The organism is Janibacter cremeus (assembly GCF_029395675.1).
Taxonomy (GTDB): domain Bacteria; phylum Actinomycetota; class Actinomycetes; order Actinomycetales; family Dermatophilaceae; genus Janibacter; species Janibacter cremeus_A.
Genome location: NZ_CP115184.1, coordinates 135,604 through 149,097, shown reverse-complemented (window position 1 = coordinate 149,097; position 13,494 = coordinate 135,604). Strand labels below are relative to the sequence as shown.

Here is a 13,494-nt window from a genome sequence, read left to right as displayed (position 1 = left end):
GACTGATGCCGTTACCGGCGAATCAGAGGACGAAGGCGAGCACCAGACCGAAGATGGCGAGCGCCTCGGCGAGGGCGAAGCCGAGGATGGCGATCGGCTGCAGCAGGTTGCGCGACTCGGGCTGACGGGCAACACCGTTGATGTACGCGGCGAAGATCAGCCCGACGGCGATGGCCGGACCGATGGCGGAGAGGCCGTAACCGATGAGGTTGAGGGAGCCGTCCATGTGTGATTCCTCTTTCGTGTTTCTTCTGATCCACCGCGAGGGCATCTCGCGGGGAAGTCTGGTTGTACGTGCGGGCTATGAAGTTGTGGGTCTGCGGTGCGTGGGCCGCGGCTCAGTGCGCCCCGGCGACGTCGTCGGGGATGTGCTCCTCGGCGACGGCGCCGGCGATGTAGCTGGCCGCCAGGAGGGCGAAGACGAAGGCCTGGAGGAACTGGACCAGGATCTCGAAGAGGACCATGACACCGGCCATCGCGAAGGTCGGCAGCGACAGCAGGCGCAGGAGCACCCCGTCGCCATGCAGCAGGAAGAAGAAGGCGCCGGTGACGAACAGGTAGATGACCATGTGGCCGGCGAACATGTTGCCGAAGAGTCGCAGGGCCAGCGTCAGCGGTCGCGTGATCAGGTAGGTCACGAGCTCGAGGAGGAAGACGAAGGGCACGATCCACCCGGGCAGCCCCGGCGGGATCATGTGCTTGAAGTAGCCACCGAGCCCCATCCGCTGGATGCCGACCCAGTGGTAGACCACGTAGACGACGAGCGTCAGGGCGATCGGGAAGGCGACCTTGCCGCTGACGGGGTTCATCGTCAGGAAGAAGGACCCGGCGAGGTTGTAGAACAGCACCATCGTGAACAGCGTGAAGAGCAGCGGCACGAACCGGCGGAACTCCTTGGTGCCGATCATGTCGCGCGCGATGGAGTTGCGCGGGAAGTTGTAGAAGCCCTCGAAGAGCCACTGGCCCTTGCTCGGCAGGACCGCCGCACGCTTGCTCAGCGCGATCATGGCGAAGGAGAGCACCGCGGTGATGATCGCGGCCCAGGCCATCTGGTTGGTGATGGTCAGGCCACCCACCTCGAAGAGGGGTTGCCAGAAGATCTCCGGGGTGGGGGGCTGGTAGCTCTCCCCGCCTCCGGCGGCCGCCAGCGTGGGCGCGAGCGCAGTCAAGGTCACTGAATCTCCTCGTTGTGTGGCGCGGCAGCGCGCGTCGACCCATCAGGGTGGTCGGTCGTGGGTGCCTGGGACGTACCGTATCGGAGCCAGATGATGTAGAGCGACAGGCCCATCCCGAGGATGATGCCGACGGCCACGAAGACGGTGACACCCAGCCAGCGGTCCAGCAGCCAGCCCAGTCCCCCGAAGAGGACCGGTCCGGTGATCAGGTGTGCGAGCACGGTCGAGCCCATGGCGTCCGCCGCGACGATCGGGTTCGGGCGGGTGGGGTCGACCTCGTAGCGGGAGGTGGCCGACGGGTCGGCGAGCTTCTTGGTCACCAGGCGCGGCGCGTCGGGTCGGCTGGCGCGGCCGGGTGCGGCACTCATGCGCGACCCGCCTGCGGGTAGAGCACGTGGCGCGAGCGGACGTAGCCGATCACCTGTCCCGCCTGCAGCACCACGGTGGCGACGACCGCGGAGAAGGCGGTGATGTCACCCTCGAGCCAGCTGGCACCGTGCAGCACCAGCAGGGCGCCGACGAGGAGGATGAGCTGGCCCAGGTAGACGACACCGGCGCCGGCCATCGAGACCGCCGGGTCACCGGCGACGATGACCGTGATCGCCAGCAGGCCGACGAGGATGACGACGAAGGCGAGCAGCGACCCGGCCAGTGCGCTCAGGGCGCCGTCGGCCCCCTTCGCCATGGCTCCCACGATCGTGAGGACGAGGGTCCCGACCATGCCCGAGACGAGGACGCCACGGCGCATGCCCTGCACGGGAGTGCGGCGGGGAGGCGTCGTCATCGGCTCACTTCTGGACGGGAGCGGGGGTTGTCTGCGGGGTCGTACCAAGGGTACTGGAGGCGCTTGTGAAAGTTTACACAAGCGCCCGGGAGCCGCCCAATCGGTCGCTCACGCATCGAGGCGATGACCTTCCTCGTCGAATCTCTTGGGTCGGTGGCCGGGCCGGGAGAAGCGCGGCAGCCACGCCGTCAGACCGGCTGCGACGAGAATCATCACCGCTCCCCCGGCAGCGGCCGCAGTCGGCGGCAGGAAGACGAAGCTGACGGCACCCATCGCGAGGACGAGCGCCCACAGCCACAGCAGCAGCACCGCGCGCCGGTGCCCGTGGCCGATCTGCAGCATCCGGTGGTGCAGGTGCTGGCTGTCCGGGTGCCACGGCCGCTGGCCCCGTGCGGTGCGCCGCACCACCGCCCACAGCACGTCGAGCAGCGGCAGCAGGATGATCGAGATGGGGATGAGCAGCGGCAGGATCGTCGACGCCACCCGGTTGGCGCTGACGTCCGCCGGCGCGATGTGGCCGACGTTGAGGATCGTCGCCGCCGCGAAGAGCAGTCCCAGGGTCAGCGCCCCGGAGTCCCCCATGAACAGCTTCGCCGGATAGATGTTGTGCGGCAGGAAGCCCATGCAGCTGCCGGCCAGGGCCGCCGCGACGAAGGTCGCCGAGGAGAAGACGTTGGGCGGGCTGATGTTGGCGGTGATGCCGTAGCTGTAGAGGAAGAAGGCGACCGCCGCGATGGCGACGATCCCGGCGGCGAGCCCGTCGAGGCCGTCGATGAAGTTCACCGCGTTGATGCACAGCACCACGACGAAGATCGTCAGGATCACCAGCAGCGGCGCCGGCAGGACCGTGACCACCCCGAGCGGCAGCGAGAAGAACTGAACGCCCGCGAAGGCGATGATCGCCGCCGCGAGGAGCTGCCCGCCGAGCTTGGTCAGCGCATCGAGCTCGCGCACGTCGTCGATCGCCCCGAGGAGGCAGACGACGCCCGCGCCGACGAGGACGCCGATGAGCTCGGCGGACTCGAAGACCTGGCTGAGGAAGGGCATCCGCCATGCGACGAGCGTCGCCGCGGCGTACCCCAGGAACATCGCCACACCGCCGAGCCGCGGGATCGGCACGACGTTGACGTCGCGCTCCCGCACCTCGGTGAAGGCACCGACGCGCACGGCCAGCGTGCGCATCAGCGGGACGAGGACGTAGGTCGTCGCCAGCGCGACGAGGAAGACGAAGACGTACTCCCTCACCTGCTGCCTCCGCCTGCGCCGTGGACCGGGCGGATCAGCGGGGGTAGGCCGGGAACTGCGTCACGAGGTCGGTGACGGTGCCGCGCACCTCACGGGAGACCTCGTGCTCGGGGTCGGCGTCCCCCTTCGTCACGGCCGTGTGGATCAGCTCGGCGATGGTGACCATCTGGTCCGTGCCCATCCCCTGCGTGGTCACGCACGGCGTGCCGACGCGGACGCCGGAGGCGATCGAGGGCTTCTGCGGGTCGTTGGGGATGGCGTTCTTGTTCAGCGTGATGCCGGCCGCGTCGCACCGCGCCTCGGCGTCCTTGCCGGTGACCTCCACGCCCTGCAGGTCCAGCAGCGCGAGGTGGGTGTCCGTGCCGCCGGTCGTCGGGCGGATGCCGCGCTGACCGAGCTCGTCGGCGAGGACCTTGGCGTTCTCGATGACGGACTTCGCGTACTCCTGGTACGCGGGGGTGGCGCACTCCTTGAAGTTGACCGCCTTGGCCGCGATCGTGTGCATCTGCGGGCCGCCCTGCATCATCGGGAAGATCGCCTTGTCGAGCGCCTTGGCGTGCTCCTCCTTGCACACCAGCGCACCGGAGCGCGGCCCGCGCAGCACCTTGTGCGTGGTGAAGGTGACGACGTCGGCGTAGGGCACCGGGCTCGGGATGGCCTGGCCGGCGACGAGACCGATGAAGTGCGCCGCGTCGACCCACATGATCGCGCCGACCTCGTCGCAGATCGCGCGGATGCGCTCGAAGTCGATAAGGCGCGGGATCGCCGAGCCGCCCGAGCAGATGACCTTGGGGCGGTGCTCCTTGGCCAGGCGCTCCATCTCGTCGTAGTCGACGTCCTCGGTCTCGGGGTGCACGCCGTAGTGGACGGCGTCGAACCACTTGCCGGAGAAGGAGACCTTGGTGCCGTGGGTCAGGTGCCCGCCGTGCGGCAGCGACATCGCCAGGATCTTCTCGCCCGGAGCGAGGAAGGCGCCGTAGACGGCCTGGTTGGCGCTGGCGCCGGAGTGGGCCTGGACGTTGGCGTGGTCGGCGCCGAGCAGGCTCTTGCAGCGCTCGATCGCCAGCACCTCGGCCTTGTCGACCTCGGAGCAGCCCCCGTAGTAGCGGCGGCCCGGGTAACCCTCGGCGTACTTGTTGCTCAGCGTCGAGCCGAGGGAGGTGAGCACCTCCGGGGAGGAGATGTTCTCGCTCGCGATGAGCTGCAGTCCGCCACGGATCCGCTCGAGCTCGCTGGTGAGCACGCCGGCGATCTCGGGGTCGAAGGCGCGCAGCGCACCGAAGTCGGATCCGTAGAAGGTGTCATCGGTCATCGCTGGCCTCCGTGTCGGTGGACGTGTGGGTGGGGGTCTCGCTCCCGGTCGGCTCGGCCGGGTCTGCACGGTGGGGATTGTTCCACTCTTCGCCGTCGGCCGCGTCGGCGGACCCGGCCGGCTCCTCGTCGGGGGCGAAGGGGGCGGCCGGCGCCGTGTCGAAGTCGGCGCCGAGGACCTCCTCGAGTCGGGCGCGCTCGATCGCGCCCTGGCGCAGCACCTGGGGGTACTCCCCGGTGCAGTCGATGATCGTCGACGGCTCGACGGTGGCGCGCGGGCCGCCGTCGACGTAGACGGCGACGCTCGGGCCGAGCTGGACGGCGGCGTCGGTGACGGAGGTCGCGGCCGGCTCGCCGGTGCGGTTGGCGCTGGTCACCGCGAGCGGGCCGGTCTCGCGCAGGACGGCCAGGGCGACCTCGTCGTCGGGCATGCGCAGCGCGACCGTGCCGCCGGTCTCGCCGAGGTCCCAGCGGAGGGAGGGCTGGGCCCACAGCACGATGGTCAGCGGGCCGGGCCACAGCGCGTCGACGAGGCGGCGGGCCTGCTCCGGGACGTCACGGGCGAGCCCGTCGATGGTGCGGGTGTCGGGCACGAGGACCGGTGGGGGCATCTCGCGGCCCCTCCCCTTCGCCGCGAGGACGTCGGCGACGGCGGCCGGGTCGAAGGCGTCGGCCCCGATCCCGTAGACGGTGTCGGTGGGGATGACCACGACCTCACCGCGGCGGACCGCGTCGACGCAGGCCTCGATGCTCGCGTCGCGGTCGGTGGTGGCATCGACGACGGGACTCATGCCCTCCACCTTATGACCCGCGGGGGGACACGCCGGATTTGCCTCGTGTCCGTTGGCGCATGGCGGCTGGCGTCGTGGGTAGATTGATGCTCGTTAGGCAAGGTGCCGTGAACGAAGGAGGAACACATGCGTGGTTCGAGCCTCATCTGGACGATCGTGGGAGTTTTGCTGATCATCGCTTTGCTGATGTTCATCCTCTGACGTCCTCGACACCGACGAAGGGGGTCCGGCACCTGGTGCCGGACCCCCTTCGTCGTGTCCGCGCTCGTCGGTGTCAGGGAGCGCGGCGGGCGACGGTCGCACGGGGGCGGCCGGAGAGGTCGGGGTGGTCGACGACGTCGAGCCACTCCCCCGTCGCGGCGAGCGCGCGGGGCAGGCTCTGGCCCTGGGAGTCGGCGTGCTCCATCACGAGCAGGCCACCGGGACGCAGCAGGGTCGCGGCGGTGGCGGCCACCGCGAGCGGGATCGCCAGGCCGTCCTCGCTCCCGCCGTACAGGGCGACCCTGGGGTCGTGCTCGGCGACCTCGGGCTCGAGCGGGACCATCCCGACGGGGATGTAGGGCGGGTTGCTCACGACGACGTCGACGCGGCCGACGAGCCCGGCCAGATCCGGCACGCCGGCGGCCGGTGCGGTGGCATCGGCGGCGACCAGGTCGACGGCCAGGCCGGTGACCTCGATGTTGCGCGCCGCCCACGCCAGCGCGAGGTCGCTGACCTCGACGGCGGTCACGTGCGCCCCGGGGACCTCGTCGGCGACGGCGAGCGCGAGCGCCCCCGAGCCGGTGCACAGGTCCACGACGGTCGGTGCGTCGCTCCCGGCCGGACCGCCCGGCCCGATCAGCCCGTGGAGGGCGAGGTCGACGACGGCCTCGGTCTCGGGGCGGGGGACGAAGACCCCCGGCCCGACCTGCAGCTCCAGACGGCGGAAGGGGGCGGTGCCAGTGAGGTGCTGCAGGGGCACCCGGGCGGCCCGCTCGGCCACGAGTGCGCGCAGGCGCCTGCGCTGGTCCGGCTCGACCCCGCCGCCGAGGACCATGCGGCGCTCGATCTCGGAGCGGTCGGCCCCGATGGCGTGGGCGGCCAGCAGCATCGCGTCCGCCCGGGGCGAGGGCACGTCCGCCCCGGTGAGGACGAGGACCGCCTGGTCCACCTCCGCCCGGAGGGAGGTCACCCCTCGCCCCCGGAGAGCGCGGCCAGGCGCGCGGCCTCATCGGCCTCGACCGCGGAGTCGATGACCGCGTCGAGGTCGCCGTCGAGCACGGAGTCGAGCTGGTGGGCCTTGTAGCCGGTGCGGTGGTCGCTGATCCGGTTCTCGGGGAAGTTGTAGGTGCGGATGCGCTCGGACCGGTCGACGGTACGCACCTGCGAGGCGCGGGTCTCGGCGGCCTCGGCCGCGGCCTCGTCCACCGCCATCTGGTGCAGGCGGGCGCGCAGCACGCGCAGCGCCGACTCCTTGTTCTGCAGCTGGGACTTCTCGTTCTGGCAGGAGACGACGGTCCCGGTCGGCAGGTGGGTGATCCGCACGGCGGAGTCGGTGGTGTTGACCGACTGCCCGCCCGGGCCGGAGGAGCGGTAGACGTCGACCTTCAGGTCGTTCGGGCCGATGTCGACCTCGGCCATCTCCCCGATGTCCGGCATGACCCACACGCCCGCGGCGGAGGTGTGGATGCGGCCCTGGCTCTCGGTAACGGGTACGCGCTGGACGCGGTGGACGCCCCCTTCGTACTTCAGCCGGGCCCACGGCGCCTCTCCGGGCGCGGGCGTGCCCTTGGCGGAGACCGCCACGTGCACGTCCTTGTAGCCGCCGAGGTCGGACTCGGTCGCGTCGAGGATCTGCGTGCTCCACCCGCGCTTCTCCGCGTGCCGCAGGTACATGCGCAGCAGGTCACCGGCGAAGAGAGCCGACTCCGCTCCCCCTTCGCCCGCCTTGATCTCGAGGATGACGTCGTTGTCGTCGTCGGGATCGCGCGGGATGAGCAGGCGGCGCAGCCGGTCCTCGGCCTCGGTCGCGGCGCGCTCCAGGGCCGGGATCTCCTCGGCGAAGGCGGGGTCCTCCCCCGCGAGCTCACGGGCGGCGTCGAGGTCGCCGAGGACCTCCTCGTGGGCGCGGTGCGCGGTGACGATCGGGGTCAGCCGGGCGTAGCGCTGGTTGACCTCGCGCAGGCGGTCCGGGTCACCGATGACGGCGGGGTCGGCCAGGGCGGCCTCCAGCTCGGCGTGCTCGGTGAGCAGGGCCTCGACGGACTCGAGCACGTGGACCTCCGGGTTCTCGCAAGAGCCTAGGCAGTTGCGAAGGGGGTGGGCCGGGTTCTCGCAAGAGCCTAGGCAGTTGCGAGGGGGTGGGTGGGCCGGTGGAAACACAGATGCGCCGGCCAGCCCGAGCGGGCTGACCGGCGCATCGTGGGAGCTACTGGGAGGCCTTCTGGCCGTAACGCTTCTGGAAGCGGGCCACGCGGCCACCGGTGTCCATGATCTTCTGCTTGCCGGTGTAGAACGGGTGGCAGTTGCTGCACACCTCGGCGCGGATCTCGTGGTCGGCCTTGGTGCTGCGGGTGGTGAAGGTGGCGCCGCAGGTGCACGTGACGGTGGTCGCCTCGTACGTGGGGTGGATGTCCTTCTGCACGTGGTGCTCCTTGAGTCTGGATGTGTCCGGGTCGACGCTGTGCCCCTCGTTGGGACCGTCCAGCTGCGGCCTTGGTGCCGCTCGTCGTGAACCGGACCGACGTTGCATTGTGCCAGATTCCCGGCACACCGGACAAAACACCGGCGCGGGGGTGGATGTTCCTCCCGGGCGCCGGGCGCCACCCCGGACGGGCTCGGAAAAGGAGCCCGGACGTGCGGCAGGATGGGGACATGGCTCGCTCCTCCCGCATCCCCCGACGCCCCGGACGGGACCGCCGAAGGGAGCCGGTCCCGGGCCCCGTGGAGGGCTCGGTGATCCGCCCGGCCGTCCAGGGTGACATCGCGACGATCATCGCCCTGCGCGCGTTGATGTTCGAGGCCATGGGAGTCTCCTCCGAGGAGGTCCTCGACATCGGCTGGCAGCAGGACGCCTCCCGCTGGATCCAGCTGCGCCTGTCCGACCCGAGGGTGTGCATCGTCGTGGCCGAGGCCAACGGCACCGTCGTCTCGTGCGCGATGGGGCAGGTCGTCCCCCTGATGCCCTCCCCCTTCGGCTCGGACGACGGCGGCCGGATCTCCAACGTCGCGACCTTCCCCCGGCACCGGCGGCTCGGCTTCACCCGGGCGACGGTCGAGGCACTGCTCGAGTGGTTCACCGAGGAGACCGACGTCGGCGTGATCTCGCTCAACGCCACCGAGGAGGGCCGGGCGATGTACGAGCGCTTCGGCTTCACCGACGTCAGCTTCCCCGAGATGCGCCTGCACCTGGACCGGTCCGCGGACGACGAGGCGGACTGACTCCCCCTTCGCCCCCGGACGTGTTGATCAGGTGGTCACCTCGTGCGGCATCGACGCCCGCCGTCGTGTCGCACCAAGTGACCACCTGACACAGGCCGTGGCCGCCACCCTGCCGGGTGGCGGCCACGTGCGCCCAGGGGGTGGGATCGCCCTACGCGGCGTCGTCCTCGTCGCCGAGCTTGCCCGAGCTGGTCTGCGCGACCTGGGTGAGGAACTCGTAGTTCGTCTTGGTCTTGCGCAGCCGGTCCAGGAGGAGCTCGACGCCCTGCTGGGTGTCGAGGGCCGCGAGGACGCGACGCAGCTTCCACATGATCCTCAGCTCCTCCGGTGCGAGGAGGATCTCCTCGCGCCGGGTGCCGGAGGCGTTGACGTCGACCGCGGGGAAGATGCGGCGGTTGGCCAGGCCACGGTCGAGCTTGAGCTCCATGTTGCCGGTGCCCTTGAACTCCTCGAAGATGACCTCGTCCATGCGCGAGCCGGTCTCGACCAGCGCGGTGGCGAGGATCGTCAGGGAGCCGCCGTTCTCGATGTTGCGGGCCGCACCGAAGAACTTCTTCGGCGGGTACAGCGCCGCGGAGTCGACACCACCGGAGAGGATGCGTCCGCTCGCGGGGGCGGCGAGGTTGTAGGCGCGGCCGAGCTTGGTGATCGAGTCGAGCAGGACGACGACGTCGTGCCCCATCTCGACCAGACGCTTGGCGCGCTCGATGGCCAGCTCGGCGACCGTGGTGTGGTCGTCGGCGGGCCGGTCGAAGGTCGAGGAGATGACCTCGCCCTTGACCGCGCGCTGCATGTCGGTGACCTCCTCGGGACGCTCGTCGACGAGGACGACCATGAGGTGGCACTCGGGGTTGTTCGTCGTGATCGCATTGGCCACGGACTGCATGACCATCGTCTTGCCGGCCTTCGCCGGGGCGACGATGAGGCCGCGCTGGCCCTTGCCGATGGGAGCGACGAGGTCGATCATCCGGGTGGTCAGGACGTTGGAGTCGGTCTCCAGGCGCAGGCGCTCCTGCGGGTAGAGCGGCGTCAGGCTGCCGAAGGCGGCGCGGCGCTTCGCGTCGTCGGTGCTGAGCCCGTTGACCGTCTCGAGCTTGACCAGCGGGTTGTACTTGCCGCGGTTGCCCTTGCCGCCGACCGTGATCTGCGGCTCCTCGCCCTCGCGGGTGGCCTTGACCTGGCCGGTGACCGCGTCACCCTTGCGCAGGCCGTTGCGCTTGACCATGCCCAGCGGGACGTAGACGTCGTTCGGCCCGGGCAGGTACCCGGAGGTGCGCACGAAGGCGTAGTTGTCCAGGACGTCGAGGATGCCCGCGACGGGTACGAGCACGTCGTCGTCGTGGATCTGCAGGTCCACCTCGTCGGGCTGCCCGCCGCCACGACGCTTGTTGCGGTTGCGGTTCCGGTTGCGCCGGCGACCGCCGCGGTCGTCGTCCTGGTTGTTGCGGTTGCCGTCCTGGTTGGGGCGGTTGCCACCCTGGTTGCGGTTGCCCTGGTTGCGGCCACCATCGCCCTGGTCGTTGCCGCGGTTGCGGTTGCCGTCGTCGTTGCGGCCACCGTCGCGGTTGCCGCCGTCGTTACCGCGGTTGCGCCCGCTGTCCTGGTCGTTGCCGCGGTTGCCGCCGTCGTTGCGGCCACCGTCGCGGTTGCCGCCGTCGTTGCGGCCACCGTCGCGGTTGCCGTCGTTCTGGTCGTTGCCACGGTTGCGGTTGCGGCCACCCTCGCGGTTGCCACCGTCGTTCTGGTCGTTGCCACGGTTGCGGTTGCGGCCACCGTCGCGGTTGCCGTCGTCCTGACCGCCGCCCTGGTCGGTGCCACGGCCACGACCGCCACGGTCCTGGTCGCGGTCCTGCTCACGGTCGCCGCGCTCGGAGCGCGAGTCCTGGTCGGAGCGCGACTCCTGGTTGCCGGAGCGGTCCTTCCCGGACTGGTCGCCGGCCGAAGGCTGCTTCTGCTCCTTCGGCTGCTCGGAGCGCTCGGGAGCCTGCTGCGGGGCGGCCTCGGCGGGGGCCCTGTCGGCCGGGGCCGCGTCGGTCTTCTTCTCCGTCGTCCGGGCCGGCGCGGCGGCCGGTGCGGACGAGCCGGACTGCTGCTCGCGGATGGCGGCGATCAGGTCGCTCTTGCGCATCTTGGCGGTGCCGGAGATGCCCATGCTCGACGCGAGCTGCTGCAGCTGGGCGAGGCGCATCGCGCTCAGTGCCCCGGAACGACGCGGCTTCTCGGCCGTCTCCGTTGCGGTGTTCTCGCCGGTGGTGGTTTCGGTCACGAAGGACCCTTTCCCTCGTCGCGCCTGCCCATGGCAGGCCTGATGAATCCCGTCAAGGGCGGGATATCTGATGAGAACCCCACGACCGTGCGTCACACCCATCGGCGCAGACGCTCACGTAGGGGAAATGCTCCTGTCCGCACATGCCCTCGACTGGTTCGCCGATGCATGGGGTTCGGTGGAGCAGTTCCAATGTATCACTGCCATCCGGTGCTGCGCGGGTACCCCGGACCCACGTTTCCACCTGTCGCCGTGCATCCGGGCGCATCCCTCCTCCTGGCCGGCACGGAGGACGGGGCACACCTGAGTGCTGCTGCTCGCTTGTGCCCTACCTCATGCGGTGGGACGCGTCCCACGAGATGAGGTAGGGCACAAGCGTCCAGAAGACAGCCGTCAATCCGGTCTCGCCCGTGCACGGGGCGGGCAGCCGACGCGGTGGACGCCGCGGGAGGACGGCAGTCAGTCGACGAGGTGGACGCCACGGTCGGGGACGCCGGGTGTGAGCACCTGCCAGCTCGTCTCGCGCGCGGCGGCGATGGCGCCGACCTCGTCGACGCGGTCCCTCGTCGTCAGGGCGAGCACGGACGGCCCGGCACCGGAGATCGTGGCGGCGAGACCCTCGGCGCGCAGGGCGTCGACGAGCGCCATGCTCGTGGCGTAGCTCGGTCGGCGCGACTCCTGGTGGAGCAGGTCGGTCGTGCCGGCGGTGAGCATCCCGGGGTCCGTGGTCAGGGCGTGCACGAGCAGGCCGACGCGCGCGGAGTTGGCGGCAGCGGTGGCCAGCGGCACGACGTCGGGCAGGACGGAGCGGGCGGTGTGCGTGCTCAGCTGCTGGTCCGGCACGAGGAGCACGGGGGTGATCCGCGGGTCGAGGCGAAGGGGGACGGTCCGCGTCGACGGGAGCGGCTCACCGGCCTCGGTGGTCGAGAGCGTCGCACCGCCGAAGACGCTGGCCGAGGCGTTGTCCGGGTGGCCCTCGAGCGCGCAGGCGATGGTGTTGATGGTGTCCAGGTCGAGCTGCCCGTCACCACCCGATCCCAGGGACGAGAGTGCTTGTGCCGCAGCGACGCCCATGACGATGGCCGTCGCCGAGGAGCCGAGCCCCCGACCGTGCGGGACGGCGTTGCGCGAGCTCAGGTGCACCCCTGCGGGCGGCTCCACCCCGAGGTGCTCCCAGGCGGTGACCATCGTGCGGTGGACGAGGTGGCTCGCGTCGCGCGGCACCACGTCGGCTCCGGACCCCGTGACCTCGATGACCGGACCGGGACCGTCGATCACGGTCACCGTCGCCTCGTCCCACACGCCGAGTGCCAGCCCGACGCAGTCGAAGCCGGGCCCGAGGTTGGCACTGGACGCAGGCACCCGCAGGGTCACGCCGGTGCCGACGGGGATGGCCACGGTTCAGCCCTGCAGACCGAGCTCGCTGGCGACCGCGTAGGCGTCTGCGGACACCCGCACCGGGGTGACGTCCGAGCCGTCGGCGTTCTTCAGGGCCCACTGCGGGTCCTTCAGGCCGTGGCCGGTCACGGTGCACACGATCGTCGCGTCCGCGGGCACCTGCCCGGCGGCACTCGCCTTGAGCAGACCGGCGACCGAGGCCGCGGAGGCGGGCTCGACGAAGATCCCTTCCCGCGCGGAGAGGATGCGGTGCGCCTGGAGGATCTCCTCGTCGGTCACCGAGGTGATCGAGCCACCGGACTCGTCGCGTGCCTGCTCGGCCTGCGTCCACGAGGCGGGGTTGCCGATGCGGATCGCGGTGGCGATGGTGTCGGGCTCGTCGACCGGGTGCCCCAGCACGATCGGCGCGGACCCGGCGGCCTGGAAGCCCCACATCTGCGGGGTGCGGGTGGCGACGGCGTCGAGCGTGCCCGAGACGCCCTCGGTCGCGCTCGCGTACTCGCGGTACCCGCGCCAGTAGGCAGTGATGTTGCCGGCGTTGCCGACGGGCAGGCAGTGGATGTCCGGGGCGTCCCCGAGTGCGTCGACGACCTCGAAGGACGCGGTCTTCTGCCCCTCGATGCGCGCCGGGTTGACCGAGTTGACCAGCTCGACCGGGTAGCTCTCGGCGAGCTTGCGGGCGACCTCGAGGCAGTGGTCGAAGTTGCCGTCGACCTGCAGCAGCGTCGCGCCGTGCGCGATCGCCTGGGAGAGCTTCCCCATCGGGATCTTGCCCTCGGGCACGAGGACCGCGCAGGTCATCCCGGCCTTGGTGGCGTACGCCGCCGCCGAGGCGGAGGTGTTGCCGGTGGAGGCGCAGATGACGGCCTCGGCCCCCTTCGCCGCCGCCATCGAGATGGCCGCGGTCATGCCGCGGTCCTTGAAGGAGCCGGTCGGGTTGAGGCCCTCGTACTTGACGTGCACCTGCGCGCCGACCAGCTCGGAGAGGTGCTCGGCCGGGATTAGGGGGGTCCCCCCTTCGCGCAGGGTGATGACCGGCGCACCCGCCAGCATCGGCAACCGGTCGGCGTACTCGGTGATGACGCCGCGCCACTGGTGGGCCAT

Annotated in this window: 14 protein-coding genes; 1 reads left to right on the top strand and 13 read right to left on the bottom strand. The window is 70.9% G+C overall.

The features are described from left to right. Nucleotides 1-22 precede the first annotated feature (22 nt). The 10 genes from O9K63_RS00685 to rpmE all read right to left on the bottom strand — a co-directional run bounded on the left by O9K63_RS00685 (nucleotide 23) and on the right by rpmE (nucleotide 7,929). Complete coding sequence (locus tag O9K63_RS00685; protein WP_185990291.1) at nucleotides 23-226, bottom strand: ATP synthase F0 subunit C; 204 nt, start codon at nucleotides 224-226, stop codon at nucleotides 23-25. A 112-nt stretch (nucleotides 227-338) separates the two neighbouring features. Then, nucleotides 339-1,175, bottom strand: a complete 837-nt coding sequence (gene atpB / locus O9K63_RS00680; protein ID WP_277239855.1) for a F0F1 ATP synthase subunit A — start codon at nucleotides 1,173-1,175, stop codon at nucleotides 339-341. Continuing rightward, nucleotides 1,172-1,543 carry an AtpZ/AtpI family protein gene (locus O9K63_RS00675; RefSeq protein ID WP_277239853.1) on the bottom strand — a complete coding sequence of 124 codons (372 nt, stop codon included), beginning with the start codon at nucleotides 1,541-1,543 and terminating at the stop codon, nucleotides 1,172-1,174. Before O9K63_RS00675 ends, atpB begins: the two co-directional genes overlap by 4 nt. After that, nucleotides 1,540-1,959 carry a hypothetical protein gene (locus O9K63_RS00670; protein WP_277239851.1) on the bottom strand — a complete coding sequence of 140 codons (420 nt, stop codon included), beginning with the start codon at nucleotides 1,957-1,959 and terminating at the stop codon, nucleotides 1,540-1,542. Before O9K63_RS00670 ends, O9K63_RS00675 begins: the two co-directional genes overlap by 4 nt. Before the next feature lie 108 nt (nucleotides 1,960-2,067). Beyond that, on the bottom strand, nucleotides 2,068-3,204 hold the full coding sequence (locus tag O9K63_RS00665) for a glycosyltransferase family 4 protein (RefSeq protein ID WP_277239850.1): 1,137 nt from the start codon (nucleotides 3,202-3,204) through the stop codon (nucleotides 2,068-2,070). A gap of 34 nt (nucleotides 3,205-3,238) precedes the next feature. Then, nucleotides 3,239-4,516, bottom strand: coding sequence for a serine hydroxymethyltransferase (glyA, locus tag O9K63_RS00660; protein ID WP_277239849.1), 1,278 nt, complete (start codon nucleotides 4,514-4,516; stop codon nucleotides 3,239-3,241). Then, nucleotides 4,506-5,306 carry an L-threonylcarbamoyladenylate synthase gene (locus O9K63_RS00655; RefSeq protein WP_277239847.1) on the bottom strand — a complete coding sequence of 267 codons (801 nt, stop codon included), beginning with the start codon at nucleotides 5,304-5,306 and terminating at the stop codon, nucleotides 4,506-4,508. The genes glyA and O9K63_RS00655 overlap by 11 nt, the downstream gene beginning before the upstream one ends. Nucleotides 5,307-5,580: 274 nt before the next feature. Continuing rightward, nucleotides 5,581-6,477: a peptide chain release factor N(5)-glutamine methyltransferase gene (prmC, locus tag O9K63_RS00650; protein WP_277239845.1), complete on the bottom strand. Its 897-nt coding sequence runs from the start codon at nucleotides 6,475-6,477 to the stop codon at nucleotides 5,581-5,583. After that, on the bottom strand, nucleotides 6,474-7,559 hold the full coding sequence (gene prfA, locus O9K63_RS00645; RefSeq protein WP_277239844.1) for a peptide chain release factor 1: 1,086 nt from the start codon (nucleotides 7,557-7,559) through the stop codon (nucleotides 6,474-6,476). Before prfA ends, prmC begins: the two co-directional genes overlap by 4 nt. 154 nt (nucleotides 7,560-7,713) lie before the next feature. Further along, nucleotides 7,714-7,929 carry a 50S ribosomal protein L31 gene (gene rpmE, locus O9K63_RS00640; RefSeq protein ID WP_277239842.1) on the bottom strand — a complete coding sequence of 72 codons (216 nt, stop codon included), beginning with the start codon at nucleotides 7,927-7,929 and terminating at the stop codon, nucleotides 7,714-7,716. Nucleotides 7,930-8,159: 230 nt separating this feature from the next. On the opposite strand from rpmE, the gene O9K63_RS00635 reads away from it, so the two are divergent. Then, complete coding sequence (locus O9K63_RS00635) at nucleotides 8,160-8,726, top strand: GNAT family N-acetyltransferase (RefSeq protein WP_277239840.1); 567 nt, start codon at nucleotides 8,160-8,162, stop codon at nucleotides 8,724-8,726. A gap of 151 nt (nucleotides 8,727-8,877) precedes the next feature. Here the strand turns inward: O9K63_RS00635 and rho are convergent, their stop codons facing one another. The 3 genes from rho to thrC all read right to left on the bottom strand — a co-directional run bounded on the left by rho (nucleotide 8,878) and on the right by thrC (nucleotide 13,494). Beyond that, a complete protein-coding gene (rho, locus tag O9K63_RS00630; protein WP_431190339.1) occupies nucleotides 8,878-10,992 on the bottom strand; it encodes a transcription termination factor Rho in 2,115 nt (704 codons plus the stop codon). 459 nt (nucleotides 10,993-11,451) lie between these two features. After that, nucleotides 11,452-12,390 (bottom strand): homoserine kinase, encoded by a 939-nt coding sequence (gene thrB, locus O9K63_RS00625; protein ID WP_277239838.1) that lies wholly within the window; start codon nucleotides 12,388-12,390, stop codon nucleotides 11,452-11,454. Nucleotides 12,391-12,393: 3 nt separating this feature from the next. Further along, a complete protein-coding gene (gene thrC, locus O9K63_RS00620) occupies nucleotides 12,394-13,494 on the bottom strand; it encodes a threonine synthase (protein WP_277239836.1) in 1,101 nt (366 codons plus the stop codon).